The organism is Serratia sp. SSNIH1, from assembly GCF_002935055.1.
Classification (GTDB): domain Bacteria; phylum Pseudomonadota; class Gammaproteobacteria; order Enterobacterales; family Enterobacteriaceae; genus Serratia; species Serratia nevei.
Genome location: NZ_CP026383.1, coordinates 1,998,770 through 2,011,280, shown reverse-complemented (window position 1 = coordinate 2,011,280; position 12,511 = coordinate 1,998,770). Strand labels below are relative to the sequence as shown.

Sequence of the window (12,511 nt, the reverse complement as noted above, 5' to 3'; positions counted from 1 at the left end):
AAAAAACGCCGCCCCGTTTTCGGCGGGCGGCGCGATGAAAACTCAGTGCAGCGCGTCGCCCTGCTTCACCGACGTAAACGCCTGCATCAGTTTCACGACGTCGTGCATGCCGATGTTGACCTGGTTGATCACTTCCCCGGCATCGTGGGTCAGCGCCACGCCGCCGCCGGCCTGCTCCACGCAGGTTGCCATGCCGGCAATCGCCGCCGCCACGCCTTGCTGGATAGATTTGGTCATGCGTTCGATCTCGGTCGCCGCCTTGCGCGACTGTTCCGCCAGCGTGCGCACTTCGTTGGCGACCACGGCAAAACCGCGCCCGTGCTCACCGGCGTGGGCGGCTTCGATGGAGGCGTTAATCGCCAGCAGGTTGGTTTGGGAGGCGATTTTACGAATGGCTTCGACGATGGTGCCAATCTGCTGAGAACACTTGCCCAGCTCGGTGACCACGTCCGAGGTTTCGCGCGCCGCCGCTTCGACCTGCTGCATGCCTTTCACCGCCTGCTGCACGATGATCGCGCCCTGCGCCGCCTGCCGATCGGTATCGAGCGACAGATGATGCGCGTTGCGTACCATCTCTTCTTCATGCTGCTGCTGTTGCATCAGCCGGGTGATGTCCTGAGCAATCTTTACCACCTTCACCACCTGGCCTTCGTTGTCGAGGATCGGGTTGTAGCTGGCCTCCAGCCATACCCGTTCGCCGCGCCGGTTGAGGCGCTCAAAACGCCCGGTAATGAACTCGCCGCGCGCCAGGCGCTGCCAATGCCGCCGATAATCGTCGGAAGCGGCGAACTCCGGCGGGCACAGCACCGCATGCGACTGCCCGCACGCCTCTTCCAGCCGATAGCCCATCAGCGCCAGCATATTGTCGTTGGCGCTGACAATGGTGCCCTGCGGCGTGAAAGCGATCATCGCCATCGAGCGATTCAGCGCCGCCAGCAGGCTGCGGTGTTCCTGCGCCTGGGTCACTCGCTCGGTCACTTCGCTGGCGATCTTGACGATTTCCACCACCTTACCCTGTTTATTCAGCACCGGTGCATAGGTGCCCTGCAGCCATACCGTCTCGCCGTTTTTCGCGATGCGTTTTATGGTGTCCGTGATGGGTTGGCCCTTATTCAGCGTCTCCCAATGCTTGCGATATAACGGGCTGGCGACATAGTTCGGATCGCAGAAAATACGGTGATGTCGGCCAATCACGTCATCGCGTTGAAATCCCAGCGTGCTGAGAAAAAGATCGTTGGCGCGCAATACCGTGCCGTCGGGTGAGAATACGATCATCGGAACGGCGTGTTCTATCGCGCTCAGTTCGGCGCCTTTGTGGGTAGTTAACTGACTGAATCGTAACAGCATAAGGTGTAGTCCTTGTGGCAGATGATGGCGCTTTTCTTATTTTTGCCTGGCCACATGCCGCGCCCACACGCAGACGTGCCATCGCGGAAGGAACGGGCAGCGTCGTTCCTTCTGGTTATTGCTATTAACCGGATTAAATTTATTTATTCAGTAAAGTAATTATTAGAATTTAAATAAACCAATAGCCTAAGATTTTTATTATTAAACCCGTATTGAGAATAACGTAAGTGATGAAAATTGAAAGGTAAAATGCGGATTTTTGTCGGCGCCGTCAGGATAACCGGCGCCGGAAGGGTTAGCGCCAGCGTTCGGCTGCCCAGGCGGCCTGTTGCTCGGCGTCGTGGAAGGTCCAGGCGACGAAGCGGCTGATCTTTTGCCCCTGCGCCATCTCGATGGTGCGTACCTCGGCCGCGCCCGCCACGTTCAGCGCATGGTAAATGGCCGGCAGCGTGGTGTTTTTCGAGATGAGTGAGGTAAACCACTGGCAGTTGTTGGCCTTGCCGACGCTCTCTTCCACCATCTTGCGCACGAAGGCCTCTTCGCCGCCTTCGCACCACAGCTCGTTGTTCTTGCCGCCGAAGTTTTGCACCGGCTTGGCGGCCACTTCCCCTTTGCCCAATTTATGCAGCTTGCGGCGGGTGCTGGCGCGCGCTTCCTGCTCGGACGCATGAAACGGCGGGTTGCATAGGGTGGCGTCGAATTTCTCGGCCGCGCCGATGATGCCGCTAAAAATCAGCTCAGGCTGTTTTTGCAGCCGCAGACGCACGCTGTTACGCAGCGTCGGGTTCATCTCGACGATCATCTTGGCCGAGTTGAGCGACACCGGATCGATTTCAGACCCGGTGAAACGCCAGCCGTATTCGCGCAGGCCGACGATCGGGTAGATGCAGTTGGCGCCGACGCCGACGTCGAGGATCGCCACGCCCTTGCCGCGCGGGATCTCGCCGCCGTTGCTGGTCGCCAGCAGATCCGCCAGGTGGTGCAGATAGTCGGCGCGGCCGGGGATCGGCGGGCACAGGTAGTCCGCCGGAATATCCCAGTGCTCAATGCCGTAAAAGTGTTGCAGCAACGCACGGTTGAGCATTTTCACCGCCGCCGGATCGGCGAAGTCCACCGAGACATCGCCCCAGGCGTTCGGCTTCACGAACGGTGCCAGCGCCGGGCAGCTGGCGATCAGCGCCGGGAAGTCGTAGCGCGAACGATGACGGTTGCGCGGATGCAGGCCGCTTTTCTGCTGCGGGAAGGTTTTCTTTTTTTCCACCGTGACGGGCTCTCTTGAAGGTATTTCCGATGCGTAAGATAACACATCCCGCCCGCAATGGCGCAGCGGCGGGAAACCCGGCACAATGAAAGCTTCATCGATTGCCACAGGGTCCCCCATGAGCCGTGAATCTCGTTATTATTATGAACCCGCCGCCGGCCACGGCCTGCCGCACGATCCGCTGAACGCCATCGTCGGCCCGCGCCCCATCGGCTGGATCTCTTCCCGCAGCGCCGCCGGCTTGCGCAATCTGGCGCCCTACAGCTTTTTCAACTGCTTCAACTATCGCCCGCCCATCATCGGTTTCGCCAGCACCGGCTGGAAAGACAGCGTGGCGAATATCGTGGAAACCGGTGAGTTCGTTTGGAACCTGGCGACGCGCCCGCTGGCGGAAGCGATGAACAACAGTTCCATCACCCTGCCGCGCGGTGAGGACGAATTCGCCTTCGCCGGCGTTACGCCGCTGCCCGGGCGCCGGGTCAAAGCCGAGCGCGTGGCCGAAAGCCCGGTGAACTTCGAATGCCGGTTGACCCAGTGCATTCAGCTGCAAACCGCTGCCGGGGAACAGGTGGAAACCTGGCTGATATTGGGCGAAGTGGTGGCGGTGCACCTCGATCCGGCGCTGCTGGACGAACACGGCGTCTACCAGACCGCCGCCGCCGAACCGATCCTGCGCGCCGGCGGCCCGACCGCCTACTATGGCATTTCCGAACAGCACCGTTTCGATCTGGCGCGCCCGACGCGCTGATCGTCTCTCCCCGTTTAGGCAGAAGATGAACGGGGAATAAATAATCAAAAAATCTGAACAAAACTATCAACACTCTCCGATTTCATCCCGCCTGTCACTGCGCAATAATCTTCCCATCGAAAGGCAACCCCCTTTCTCCCTAATTCACTTTGACAGGAATGACGAACATGAAAACCATCAAAACTTTTGCTGCTGCTATCGCCCTGGCCACCGTTTCTTTCACCACTTTCGCCGCTGAGCACGTCAGCGCCCAGGATGCCGCCCAATTCGAAAAAGCCGGCGTGATCGTCGCCAGCGGCGCAACCGACCTGAGCAGCCTGAAGTCTCAACTGGCCGCCAAAGCCGATGCGGCAGGCGCCAAGGCCTTCACCATCACCTCCACCAGCGGTAACAACCTGATGCACGCCACCGCGGTTATCTACAAATAATCACCGCCCCAGACGTCAAAAAGCCCGCCGGCTATCACCCCGGCGGGCTTTTTTATGTTCAAGTGCATTAGCGCTGAATGGGTACGACAGCGAGTTTCTTACCGTCTGCTTTGTCAGCAACCAATGTAAATTCAGTCCAATATTTGCGCGGCGCCTCATTTGACGCATTGCCGACCGTCGCAATCTCAACCGAATAGCTATGCCCAATCTGGAACCCGTCGAAAGCCACCGCCAGGCATTCGCCTGGCATGACCGCTATCGGTTGCTGACCTGGCGCAACAGAAGTGGACCATTCCGCCTTCCCGCCGGCCCCTGGTTGATAAATTCCGATGCCCACCAGCTCGCGTTTTCCGGCAATATCGTCCGGCACGCTAATGCATACGCGATTGTTTTTAACGCTGACATTTGCCGGATAGAACCAGGGACGCTCCTGCACACAGCCGCTCAGTAATACCAGCGCCACTAAAAAAGTCAGTTTTTTCATTTCATTGCCTTAGGGTTACGCGGCTCTTGGATGAACAACCGTAACACGGTTTCATAGCGAGTTTTAAGATCTGGCCCTTCCAAGCCAGCCATCCGTTTGTTACGACGCCACTCTTCTCGACTAAAACGAATAAGTAAAAAGTAGTCGGCAAGGATGGAGGCCTGCTGCTCCATTCCGTAATCAGCGAGAGTGTTATAGTTGGGAAGAGAGTATTCATAAGTTGCCGCCCAGCTCATGGTGCCTCTGAGCAACACATTCATCTTCATTTGATACTGCCAAACATGCGCCATTTCATGGATAAACCAATGTTGAAAACCCGCGCTCTCTCTTGAATAATCTTCACGAAAATTCTTTGGAGTGAAATAAATTTCGCCGTTCGGTGTAACGGCCGTATTGTCATTTTGCAAACCAAAAGGGAAATAACCCGCGTTATGCACACTCACCCTCGAGTAATCGATAGCATTCTTAAAAATGATCTGGGCAACTCCTATCTCACCCACGGTGAGCTTTCGCGCCATTCCTTTAGCCGTAATCATATCGTCAGCTCCATTGACAAGTGAAAAAACACCCTAGCATAAATAGCCACCTTGTACGGGAATGCCCTGATAGTTTGGGATAATTCTCCCGGAAAAATTGATGGTCTCCCCTTGTTATTGCGGAAAAAATTTTTATTTATGATGGACTAAATAAAATATATTTATTATTTGAATAAGTAAGGTAACTGGTTTCTTACCATCCGCTTTGTCAGCAACCCACGCGTAAACGAACCGGACAATGCTGCCGAAAACGGGTAGAAACCCCGTATTTAATGGGGTTTGCAGGAGGGATGAGCACACATTTTTTTACCACCCCATTGCTGGACTAACGGGAGAGGATGATTATCATGTTACGCAGACTACAGATGCAGAGAGCGTTGTATGCAACATATCATTGAAGGTTTCCTCAGTTTCCAGAAAGAGATTTTCCCGCAGCGTAAGGAACTCTTTCGCAGCCTGGCCTCCAGCCAAAATCCTAAAGCGCTGTTTATCTCCTGTTCTGACAGCCGCCTGGTGCCCGAGTTGGTGACGCAGCAAGAGCCTGGGCAACTGTTCGTTATCCGCAACGCCGGTAACATCGTCCCTTCCTTTGGCCCGGAGCCGGGTGGGGTTTCTGCGACTATCGAATACGCGGTGGTGGCGCTGGGCGTGACTGATATTGTGATTTGTGGCCACTCGAACTGTGGCGCCATGAAGGCTATCGCGTCCTGCCAATGCCTCGACCCTATGCCTGCCGTTGCCCACTGGCTGCACTACGCGGATGCGGCCAAAGCGGTGGTCGAGAAGAAAACCTGGAATAGCGAAACAGACAAAGTTAACGCTATGGTGGAAGAGAACGTCATAGCTCAGCTAAATAATATCAAAACCCACCCTTCTGTTGCGGTGGGTCTGCGCAACAGCGGGCTACGCCTGCACGGCTGGGTGTACGACATCGAAAGCGGCGAAATTCGTACGCTGGACAGAAACACCAAGAGCTTCGTTTCCCTGGCCGATAATCCCGACGTCTATTTCGAATAAAATAACGCCCGGTTTTAACCATTAAATAAAATCCACGCTGCCGCGTGGATTTTATCGTCAGCCTTAAACCAAACGCGCCTCTATCGCCGCGGCGAAGTCGCGGCACATCCGTTCGTCACCGTCGGCGTTATCCGCCAATACCGTCTCGCCGTCCACCACCCGAATGTGCGCCTTCAAATCGAAATCCGCCGGCGGCTGCGGGCGCGCGGCGGCGGCGGCCATCGTCTGCTGCGCCTCGCGCCACGCCTGCGCCACCGTCTGGTTACAGGCCTGCGCCAGAGAGTCCGGGTTGAACCCTTCGCCGGTCAGGCTGCGCAGCGTGTCGTCATGGCTGACGCTGTTGCCCGGCAACCAGTAGTGTTGCGCCAGATCCGGGCCAATAGCCGGGTTGTCCGTCAGGTAACCGTCGCGCTGCAGGAAGAACTGGCGGGTTTGTTCCACCGCCATCATCGCCAGCAGATAGCCCTGGTAAGAGCAGGCGGACTCCAGCGACAGCAGATGCGGGATCGCCAGCGTCGGGCGCGGGCTGCCGCTGATGCCGAGGATCTTTTGCTCGACCTCGCGCGCCAGCGCGGTGATGGCTTCCGGCGTGCGCTGCTCGTCATCCCACTGATACAGCGCCCACTCGAAGTACGGCACCAGCAGGATATGGCGTTCGTTGAACGCGCGCATCGGCTGGCGCGCCGCGATGCCGGCTTCGATCAGCGCATCGGGCACCGCTTCGCCGGCGGCGTTTTTCGCATAGCGTTTCAACCAGTCGGCGTCGTCCAGCAGGCTGTCGCAGAACATCGACTGGGTTTCGGCATAGGCCATTGAAGTCGGCGGGAACTCCTGCGAGAAGCACGGCGCATTCTGGCGAATGTTGGCGAAATGCGCCGCGTGGCCGCCTTCGTGGAACAGGGTGTTGAGCCCGTAAGCGCCGCTGCCCACCTGCCCCGGCTGCGCCAGGCTGGTGAAGTTGATGCGCGCCGGCACCCATTCCCCCTGGCGCACAAACGGCGGCACCGGGCCGTGCATAAAGCCGTTCTCATACTTGCCTTTGCGCACCAGCAGATCGAGGTTCATCTCGGCGCCGCCAAAGCCGATGTGCAGGCGTTTGAAGCTGTCGACCCAGCGTTCCAGCGAACGCGAGAACGGGAAGTAAGGATCCAGTTGGCGGGTGACGTCGCCGGCGCTGGCGAAGCGCACGTTCCACGGCTCCAGCGCCTGGCTGCCCTTGTCGGCCGCCAGCTGCTGCAGGCTGCGCGCGTTGGCCTCGCGGGTTTCCCGCTCGAAACGATCCAGAATGGCGAACAGCTGCTCCGGCGTCATGCGCTCGGTTTTGTTCACCTTGTAGTCGAAATAGTTGCGATAGCCCATCTGGCGCGCAAAGCGGTTGCGTAAGCCAATCAGCGCCGGCAGGCCGTTATGCAGCAGCCATTGCTCCAGATCGCGCAGCGCCTGCTGCGAGCTGCGGCGATAGTCTTCGTTCGGGTTGGTCGCCTGGTTGGTCAACAGCTCGCCGAGCGAGGCAGCCACCCGCTGGCCCTCGGCGTTCAGGTGCGTGACCTGGTAGCCCTTGCGGCGCGAGTAGAGATCGGATTCGGCGTGGATGATCTGATCCAACAGCGCCTGCGCCTGCGGATCTTCAATGGTGTTACAGTCGAAGAAACGCAGCCAGCCTTGCAGGCCGTGGATCAGCGCATCGCGCTGCGCCTCCTGCGGCAGCGTTTCCAATCCGGCCAGCAGATGGCGGATCTCCGCCAGCCGGCGCGGTTCGGCGATAAAGCGCTTATAGGCGCTTTCCGCGGCGGAAAAGCGCGCCGACACGTCTTCACCGCCGGTGCCCATGTAGTTTTGCCAGAACAGATCTTCTTTGGCGCGGTGTACGTCGAGGTAATCCTGGTTCAATTGATTGAAGTAATCGAGAGCCTGTTGCATAACCGTCCTTCTCAGCCGATGAGGAAATATCCCAGTATAGTCGCACTCAGGCCTGATGTAGGCGCTGCAGCCCCTGTTCCAGCGTCTCGCTCTCGCCGGCGGCCACCAGGCAACAGGCGATCTGCCGCTGGATGGCCTGCGGGATCGCCACCTCGCCCGCCAGGCAGCGCTCGGTCCAGCGCGCGGTGGTTTCCGCGTTTTTCGCCGCCGGCAACGTCGGCGTTTCATCCTGCAAGGTGCGCTCCAGCAACACGCGCTGTTCGCCGCCGGCAATATAGTGAATCTGCGGGCAGCGCAGCGGGTTGGCGTAGGCTTCGCCTTCCGTGCCGTGCATCAACAGCCCGCGAGCGCCGATCTGGCGGAAAAACGACGCCACCCGGCCGACATACTCCGGGTGCGAGACGCTGGCGAGGCGCAGCGCATCCTGTTCGCCGAACGGCGTCGCCAGCTTGGCCAGCGTATGGGCGCTGTTGCGCACCCCCATGCGCCAACGCAGCCCGAGCTGACGCGCCAGCGGCGCCGACAGCGCGGAAACCGGCATGAATACCGCTTCGCCGTTATCGAGACGCTGCTGGGCGTGAGCGGCCTGTTCCGACCACGGCAGCCCCAGGGCGCGAAAAATCTCGGCGCTGGTCACGCGGGTACTGTCGTCCAGCACGCCGTGCACCACCACCGGCAGGCCCACTTTCGCGAGCAGCAGCGCCAGCAGCGGCGTCAGGTTGGCCTGCTTGCGCGCGCCGTTGTAGCTCGGCAGCACCACCGGCAGCGGCCGCCCCTGCGGCGCCTGCAGCGGCAACACCTGCTGCTGCATCGCCTGGTAGAAGCCCAGCATCTCCTCTTCGGCCTCCCCCTTGATGCGCAGCGCGATCAGAATGCCGCCCAGCTCCAGCTCGGGGACCGCCCCGGCCAGCATCGCCTGATACAGCTCAAAAGCGGTCTGCCGGTCCAGGTCGCGCGCATGATTTTTGCCGCGGCCTATTTCTTTGATAATTTTGGTGTAATCCATCCGAAGGTTCCCCTTGCTCACTCTTCGGTTAGCATACCCTATCCGCGCCGCCGCTCAACCTCCGCCGCCAGCCGCCGCTGCGTTTCATCGCCATCGCTCAGCCCGGCGATCACCCCATCGGCATCGTCGGCGCTGCGGTTTTGGCTCATCTTCCATTTGCCTTCGCGCCGGGTGACGGCGATCTCGATACCGACGATGCCTTTAAGCTGCGCGGCGATGTAGTTGGCCGGCGCGTCGTCGAGCCGCCAGGGCGCCGGGCGGCGCCCTTCCTGTTGCGCCGTCAGGTCGATCAGCTGGCGGCGCAGCCAGGCCGGGTCGTCCATCACCGTCGGCACGCCATACAGCTGCACCACGCTGTAATTCCAGGTCGGCACCACTTTGCCGGTCTGGCGCTTGCTCGGGTACCAGCCGGGCGACACATAACCTTCCGCGCCCTGAAAAATCACCAGGCATTCCGCCGCGTACTGCAGCCGCCGCCAGTGCCCGTTGGCGCGCGACAGGTGCGCCCGCAACCGGATCTGCCCCTGTTCGACATCGGCCAGAAACGGCAGCGGATCGGCCGTCAATCCCTGCTCGCCGTGGCTGACCAATAGCCCCAGCGGGTGGGCGCGCACCAGCGCCAGTTGGGCATCCAAATCGTCTTCGCGAAATGCGGCGGGTTGAAACATCAGTGTGGCTCCTTACGCTCTCTCATCATGACGACAGTAAAGCACCCGCCGGCGGCCTACTTAAGATCCGCTTTCTGACTATTTCGAGTGATCCGGTTTAACAAGATCAGGGCAATGCCCATCGCCAACAGATTAAATACCATAGCGCCGGCAAAGGCCTGCGCATAGCGTTCCGCCGCGCCGCCGTTCGCCAGCAGCGGCACGAAGCCGACGCCGCTGACCACGATGCCGAGCGCGCCTCCCACCTGCTGCACGGTGGCAACCAGGCCCGCCGCCATGCCCGCCTGCCGCTCCTGCGCCAAACCGAGCACCAAATTCAGCAGCGGCGTCATGCTCAGCGCCTGGCCGAATCCCAGCACCACCAACCCCGGCAGCAGCCGCAGCGGATGCGCCAGCGCCGCGCCCCACAGCGCCTGGGCCATCAACAGCGCCAACCCGGCGGCGTAAATCGCTACGCCCACGCTCAGTACGCCGTTGCCCCAACGCAGCGCCAACCGAGGCGCCAGCATCGACGCCAGCATAAAGGCCGCGCTGGCCGGGGCGAACAGGCTGCCCGCCTGAAAAGGCGTCAGCCCCGCCCCCGCCTGCAGCAGCAGCGCGAAGCACAAGAAAAACGAGGAAGCGGTGGCATAAATCGCCAGCACCACCGCCATACCCGGCGCGAAGCCTGCCTGGCGTAACAGCGCCGGATCGAGTACCGCATCACCGCCGCGCCGCGCCAGACGGCGCTCCCAACGCAGGAAGCCCCACAGCGTCACCATCGCCAACGCCAGCATCGGCGCTATCCACCACGGCCAGCCGCGCGCCGGCCCCTCCAGCAGCGGCAGCAGCAACAGCGACAGGCCGGTCGCCGCCAGCCACAGGCCAACGCCGTCCAGCCGCTGCGCCTGCGCCACCCGCGATTCGGGAATGCGCCGCGCCGCCCACAACGCCAGCGCGCCGATCGGCAAATTGATCAGAAAGATCATGCGCCAACCGCTGCCGAACAGGTTGGCCTCGATGATAAATCCGCCGAGGATCTGGCCGAAGATCGCCGCCAATCCCAGCGTCATGCCCAGCCAGGCGAAGGCGCGCCGCCGCTGTTGCGGCACGTACAACACCCGCATCAAGGCATAGATCTGCGGGAACAGCAGCGCCGCCGCCGCCCCCTGCAGGATACGCGCCGCGATCAGCAGGTTGAGCGATCCCGCCAGCCCGCACAGCAGAGAGCTCAGCGTAAATCCCAACATGCCGAGGCTGAACAGACGCCGGCGCCCGAAGCGATCCCCCAGGCGCCCACCGGCGATCAGCAGCACCCCGAACGCCAGTTCATAGCCGGCGACGATCAAACCGACACCGGCGAAATCGGCGGCGAACTGCCGCTGGATCACCGGCGCCGCCACGTTGACCACAAACAGATCGAACACCGTGACGAAGCCGCCCAACAGCAGTACCGGCAGGCCGGGCAATGCCCGCCGTTCACGAGATAATGAATGTTCCATACCACCTCCAGCGATTATGATGGCCGCAGTATGGAACAGGGTTTAAACTGTTACTATATAGCCAGTTATACTATTACTAACAGCAACAGGACGGCCGCCATGCCCCCACGTACCCTCGAGCGCACCCGCCACGAACTGGCGGATTTTCTACGTCAAAAGCGAGAACAGCTGTCGCCGGAAGCGGTCGGTTTGCCGAGCGGTAGCCGCCGCCGCACGCCGGGATTGCGGCGCGAGGAGGTCGCGGCGCTGGCCGGCGTCGGCCTCACCTGGTACACCTGGCTGGAACAAGGCAGGGAAATCAATGCGTCGGTGGCATTTTTGGAAAACCTGGCGCGAGTGCTACAGCTCGACGCCGCCGGCCGCTACCACCTGTTTTTATTGGCGCATCAGCGCCCGCCGGTACCGGTCGGCCATCAGTGGTGCCAGGTCTCGCCGCTGGTACGGCGGCTGCTGGACGACCTGCCGCTGCGGCCGGCCTACGTCATGAACCTGAGTTGGGATATCATCGCCTGGAACCCGGCGGCGCAGCGGCTGTTCGCCATCGGTGAACGCCCGGCGCAAGAGCGCAACATGTTGTGGATGCTGTTTGCCGATCCGCAGCTCAATGAACGCCTGTTGGAGTGGGAGGCGCAGGCGCCGCAAATCCTGGCCAGCTTCCGCCGCGACTACGCCCGCGCGCCGGAGGATGAGGTAATGCGCCAACGGGTACAGGCACTGGAGCGGGTATCGCCGCCGTTCCGCCGGCTCTGGCGGCAGCACGATATCCACGGACGCTGCCAGGGGCGGCGCAGCTTCACCCTCCCGGAAATCGGCCCGGTCACCTTTGACCACGCCTCTTTCATCGTCGACGAAGAGAATCACCTGCGGCTGGTGATGTACAGCGCGCTGCCGGACGATCCGGCCAGCGCGGCGTTTGAAGCGCTGCTGCGCGAGGGTTAGCGACGGCTGTCGAAAATGAGCTTGCAGGCCAGCCCGGCGAACACCCCGCTCAGCAGGTAGTTCGGCCAGCGGGCGCTGAAGCGGCGGCCGGCGAAGCGGCTTTTCATGCCGCTGACCGCCAGGATCACCCCGCCGTTAATCAGCAACCCCACCAGATTCAGCACCGTCGCCAGCGCCAGCATCTGCACCACCACCGAGCCTGAACGCGGATCGATAAACTGCGGGAACAGCGCCAGCACGAACAGCGCCATTTTCGGGTTGAGCATGTTGGTGAACAGCCCCTGGCGGAAAATGCGCGCCGTCGGCACCGCTTGCAACCCGGAGGAAGCCTGCAAACTGCTGCCGGATCGCAGCGTTTTCCACGCCAGATAGAGCAGATAGGCGGCGCCCAGCATTCTTACCGCGTCGTAGGCCAGCGGCACGGCGACGAACAGTTGCGACAACCCCAGCGCCGCCGCCAACGCGTGGCAATACGTGCCGAGCTGAATGCCCGCCAGCGAAGCGAAACCGGCGCGCCGCCCCTGGCTGACGCTGCGCGAAGCGATCAACAGCATATCCGGGCCTGGGGTCAGCGCCAGCGCCACGCAGGCACCGGAAAACAACAACAGCGTTGCGGCGTCAATCATGAATCACCTGATAAGAAGATGGACGGGAATGGAGCGTCCATCATAGCGAC

General features: G+C 61.0%; 13 protein-coding genes. 4 read left to right on the top strand and 9 right to left on the bottom strand.

Features of this window, described 5'->3' with window-relative positions:
* Positions 1–42: 42 nt before the first annotated feature.
* Both C3F38_RS09730 and rlmF read right to left on the bottom strand, forming a co-directional pair.
* On the bottom strand, positions 43–1,347 hold the full coding sequence (locus tag C3F38_RS09730; RefSeq protein ID WP_038880514.1) for a PAS domain-containing methyl-accepting chemotaxis protein: 1,305 nt from the start codon (positions 1,345–1,347) through the stop codon (positions 43–45).
* 295 nt (positions 1,348–1,642) lie between these two features.
* Positions 1,643–2,608, bottom strand: a complete 966-nt coding sequence (rlmF, locus tag C3F38_RS09725) for a 23S rRNA (adenine(1618)-N(6))-methyltransferase RlmF (protein WP_170310505.1) — start codon at positions 2,606–2,608, stop codon at positions 1,643–1,645.
* A 118-nt stretch (positions 2,609–2,726) separates the two neighbouring features.
* On the opposite strand from rlmF, the gene C3F38_RS09720 reads away from it, so the two are divergent.
* Entirely contained in the window at positions 2,727–3,356 is a 630-nt protein-coding gene (locus tag C3F38_RS09720) for a flavin reductase family protein (RefSeq protein ID WP_038880516.1), read from the top strand.
* Positions 3,357–3,523: 167 nt separating this feature from the next.
* On the top strand, positions 3,524–3,784 hold the full coding sequence (locus tag C3F38_RS09715; protein WP_015377148.1) for a YdgH/BhsA/McbA-like domain containing protein: 261 nt from the start codon (positions 3,524–3,526) through the stop codon (positions 3,782–3,784).
* A gap of 67 nt (positions 3,785–3,851) precedes the next feature.
* Here C3F38_RS09715 and C3F38_RS09710 read toward each other — a convergent pair whose 3' ends face one another.
* Together C3F38_RS09710 and C3F38_RS09705 are read right to left on the bottom strand one after the other, a co-directional pair.
* A complete protein-coding gene (locus tag C3F38_RS09710) occupies positions 3,852–4,268 on the bottom strand; it encodes a putative T6SS immunity periplasmic lipoprotein (protein ID WP_047728225.1) in 417 nt (138 codons plus the stop codon).
* Complete coding sequence (locus C3F38_RS09705; protein ID WP_047728227.1) at positions 4,265–4,804, bottom strand: hypothetical protein; 540 nt, start codon at positions 4,802–4,804, stop codon at positions 4,265–4,267. The genes C3F38_RS09710 and C3F38_RS09705 overlap by 4 nt, the downstream gene beginning before the upstream one ends.
* 381 nt (positions 4,805–5,185) lie before the next feature.
* Between C3F38_RS09705 and C3F38_RS09700 the strand changes: the two genes are divergently transcribed.
* Positions 5,186–5,821 (top strand): carbonic anhydrase, encoded by a 636-nt coding sequence (locus C3F38_RS09700; protein ID WP_004939270.1) that lies wholly within the window; start codon positions 5,186–5,188, stop codon positions 5,819–5,821.
* Between the two features lie 63 nt (positions 5,822–5,884).
* Here the strand turns inward: C3F38_RS09700 and C3F38_RS09695 are convergent, their stop codons facing one another.
* The 4 genes from C3F38_RS09695 to C3F38_RS09680 are packed head-to-tail and all read right to left on the bottom strand — an operon-like array spanning position 5,885 to position 10,896.
* A complete protein-coding gene (locus C3F38_RS09695) occupies positions 5,885–7,741 on the bottom strand; it encodes a M3 family metallopeptidase (RefSeq protein WP_055316048.1) in 1,857 nt (618 codons plus the stop codon).
* A gap of 46 nt (positions 7,742–7,787) precedes the next feature.
* Positions 7,788–8,747 (bottom strand): DNA-binding protein YbiB, encoded by a 960-nt coding sequence (gene ybiB, locus C3F38_RS09690; protein ID WP_047728231.1) that lies wholly within the window; start codon positions 8,745–8,747, stop codon positions 7,788–7,790.
* A 38-nt stretch (positions 8,748–8,785) separates the two neighbouring features.
* The gene (locus C3F38_RS09685; RefSeq protein ID WP_047728233.1) at positions 8,786–9,415 is read right to left on the bottom strand and encodes an FMN-binding negative transcriptional regulator; all 630 of its coding nucleotides are present in this window, start codon (positions 9,413–9,415) and stop codon (positions 8,786–8,788) included.
* 56 nt (positions 9,416–9,471) lie between these two features.
* On the bottom strand, positions 9,472–10,896 hold the full coding sequence (locus C3F38_RS09680) for an MFS transporter (RefSeq protein ID WP_038880530.1): 1,425 nt from the start codon (positions 10,894–10,896) through the stop codon (positions 9,472–9,474).
* Between the two features lie 99 nt (positions 10,897–10,995).
* On the opposite strand from C3F38_RS09680, the gene C3F38_RS09675 reads away from it, so the two are divergent.
* Positions 10,996–11,835 carry a helix-turn-helix transcriptional regulator gene (locus tag C3F38_RS09675; protein WP_055316062.1) on the top strand — a complete coding sequence of 280 codons (840 nt, stop codon included), beginning with the start codon at positions 10,996–10,998 and terminating at the stop codon, positions 11,833–11,835.
* On the opposite strand, the gene C3F38_RS09670 is transcribed toward C3F38_RS09675, so the two are convergent.
* Positions 11,832–12,461 carry a LysE family translocator gene (locus C3F38_RS09670; RefSeq protein WP_038880537.1) on the bottom strand — a complete coding sequence of 210 codons (630 nt, stop codon included), beginning with the start codon at positions 12,459–12,461 and terminating at the stop codon, positions 11,832–11,834. The genes C3F38_RS09675 and C3F38_RS09670 overlap by 4 nt on opposite strands.
* Between the last annotated feature and the right edge of the window lie 50 nt (positions 12,462–12,511).

Bases quoted from the DNA above. Each gene is read 5' to 3' on its own strand.
- C3F38_RS09710 (WP_047728225.1), bottom strand. From the start codon at position 4,268: ATGAAAAAACTGACTTTTTTAGTGGCGCTGGTATTACTGAGCGGCTGT.
- C3F38_RS09675 (WP_055316062.1), top strand. From the start codon at position 10,996: ATGCCCCCACGTACCCTCGAGCGCACCCGCCACGAACTGGCGGATTTT.
- C3F38_RS09700 (WP_004939270.1), top strand. From the start codon at position 5,186: ATGCAACATATCATTGAAGGTTTCCTCAGTTTCCAGAAAGAGATTTTC.
- C3F38_RS09715 (WP_015377148.1), top strand. From the start codon at position 3,524: ATGAAAACCATCAAAACTTTTGCTGCTGCTATCGCCCTGGCCACCGTT.
- C3F38_RS09695 (WP_055316048.1), bottom strand. From the start codon at position 7,741: ATGCAACAGGCTCTCGATTACTTCAATCAATTGAACCAGGATTACCTC.
- C3F38_RS09720 (WP_038880516.1), top strand. From the start codon at position 2,727: ATGAGCCGTGAATCTCGTTATTATTATGAACCCGCCGCCGGCCACGGC.
- C3F38_RS09685 (WP_047728233.1), bottom strand. From the start codon at position 9,415: ATGTTTCAACCCGCCGCATTTCGCGAAGACGATTTGGATGCCCAACTG.
- C3F38_RS09670 (WP_038880537.1), bottom strand. From the start codon at position 12,461: ATGATTGACGCCGCAACGCTGTTGTTGTTTTCCGGTGCCTGCGTGGCG.
- C3F38_RS09705 (WP_047728227.1), bottom strand. From the start codon at position 4,804: ATGATTACGGCTAAAGGAATGGCGCGAAAGCTCACCGTGGGTGAGATA.
- C3F38_RS09680 (WP_038880530.1), bottom strand. From the start codon at position 10,896: ATGGAACATTCATTATCTCGTGAACGGCGGGCATTGCCCGGCCTGCCG.
- ybiB (WP_047728231.1), bottom strand. From the start codon at position 8,747: ATGGATTACACCAAAATTATCAAAGAAATAGGCCGCGGCAAAAATCAT.
- C3F38_RS09730 (WP_038880514.1), bottom strand. From the start codon at position 1,347: ATGCTGTTACGATTCAGTCAGTTAACTACCCACAAAGGCGCCGAACTG.